General features: G+C 64.5%; 3 protein-coding genes. 1 reads left to right on the top strand and 2 read right to left on the bottom strand.

Annotation, left to right across the window (positions count from 1 at the left end; all coding sequences use genetic code 11):
• A partial coding sequence (locus tag ACNA7R_RS20235; RefSeq protein WP_416285336.1) for an RNA-binding domain-containing protein occupies positions 1–388 on the bottom strand: 388 nt, incomplete at its 3' end.
• Complete coding sequence (locus ACNA7R_RS20230; RefSeq protein WP_416285335.1) at positions 385–972, bottom strand: AAA family ATPase; 588 nt, start codon at positions 970–972, stop codon at positions 385–387. The genes ACNA7R_RS20230 and ACNA7R_RS20235, both read right to left, overlap by 4 nt.
• Positions 973–1,381: 409 nt before the next feature.
• On the opposite strand from ACNA7R_RS20230, the gene ACNA7R_RS20225 reads away from it, so the two are divergent.
• On the top strand, positions 1,382–1,673 hold a 292-nt coding region (locus ACNA7R_RS20225; protein ID WP_416285334.1), incomplete at its 3' end, for a hypothetical protein.

Raw genomic sequence — 1,673 nt, 5'->3', positions numbered from 1 at the left:
CTGTCGGCGGGGCGATGTGGTCGACGTAGCTCTCGACGTCCGGCTCGCGGACGCGGACGCGAACCGCGATCTCGCCGAGTTCGTCGGGTTCGCCGACCGAGAAGTTGACCCGGTCCTCGAACGCCGCCTGCTTTTTCAGCGCGAACGAGAAGGCGTCGCCCTCGCGGTTCCCGAAGAACTCCCCCCGGGCGGTGTCGAGGATCTCCTGGCGGTGGAGCAGTTCCGAGAAGTGATCCAGCGAGTGGGCTTCGCCCCTGATCTCGCCGAACTCCTCCTCGAGGTCGGCGTTCGGAAAGACGTTCGTGACGGCGTCGGCGACGCGGCTCGTTACCTCGGTGTCGTACACCGGTGCGGTGATCTCGACGTCGACGCTGTAGATCTCGGTCATGGGTGTCGGGCTTCGGTTTCGGAGTCGTCGGTTTCGGCGGTTCGCTCGCGGACGATCGTTCGGATCCGTTCGTGGAACGCCTCGAGCGAGTCGGTGTTCTCGATGACGACGTCGGCGCGGTCCATCGCGTCGTCCATCCCGAACCCGCGCTCGCGCTCGTCGCGTTTCTCGAGGGGTTCGCCGCCGTCGTTGGCGCTGGCGTCCCGTCCGCGCGCGTCGATGCGTTCGGCTCGCACGTCGAAGGGGGCTTCGATGCTGACGAGCGTAAACGCCTCGCCGAACCGTTCCTCGAAGGTGTCGACCTCGACGCCCGACCGGATCCCGTCGACCAGCACGGCGTCGTGATCCTCGAGGCGGTCGTCGATCATCGGCAGCGAGCGCTCGGCGATCGCCGCCGGACCGTTCTCCTCGCGCAGCGCCTGGGCGACGCCCCCGTGGTCTTTCGCGGGATCTAACCCGCGGTCGGCCGTCTCCTGGCGGACGACGTCGCCCATCGTCACGACGGGGATCCCTTCCTCGCGCGCGACGGTGGCGGCCTCGCCCTTGCCGCTTCCGGGCAGTCCCACCGTTCCGATGACGTGCATCGAGCGAACGTACCGTCGAGACGTGCATAAGGGCTGTGTTCGCTGCGAGCGACGACCGGCGTTCGCCACTCGACCGCAGGCGTCGACCCCGGTTGCTGTGAAACAACCTCATTATGAACCGGTGTAGGTCTCCCACTACACCCCTATCTGACGGGACCACAGGACTCCTCGGCGGGAAACCGCGGTTCTTGGGGCGGCCAGCGAAGCCGGAACGCGGACTGTCCGTGCTTTCAGTTGCGAAACAGCGGGCGTGTTCGCAACCGTTTATCGGTCACCTCAGAATTCATTTAAATCGAGACCAACCGTCGAAACGGAGTGTACCCGTTATTTACCAGCCCGGTTTCTGGGGTAGATGCGTACTATGGCAAAACTCGATAGACGGAAATTCACGATGGCGGTCGGTGCTGGTATGGTTGCGGCAATCGCTGGCTGTGCCGACGACGAAGAGGACGACGACCTCGAAGACGATCCCGAAGAGAACGGGATGGACGACGAGAACGGCATGGACGACGAAAATGGCATGGACGAGGAGGACGACGACCTCGAAGACGACGACGATGCCATGGACGACGAGGATGACGACCTCGAGGACGACGAGGAGAACGGCATGGACGACGAGGACGACGACCTCGAGGACGACGAAAATGGCATGGACGACGAGGATGACGACCTCGGCGACGACGAGGATGACGACCTCGGCG

The organism is Natronococcus sp., assembly GCF_047921035.1.
GTDB lineage: Archaea > Halobacteriota > Halobacteria > Halobacteriales > Natrialbaceae > Natronococcus.
This window is presented reverse-complemented; position numbering and strand designations above follow the sequence as displayed.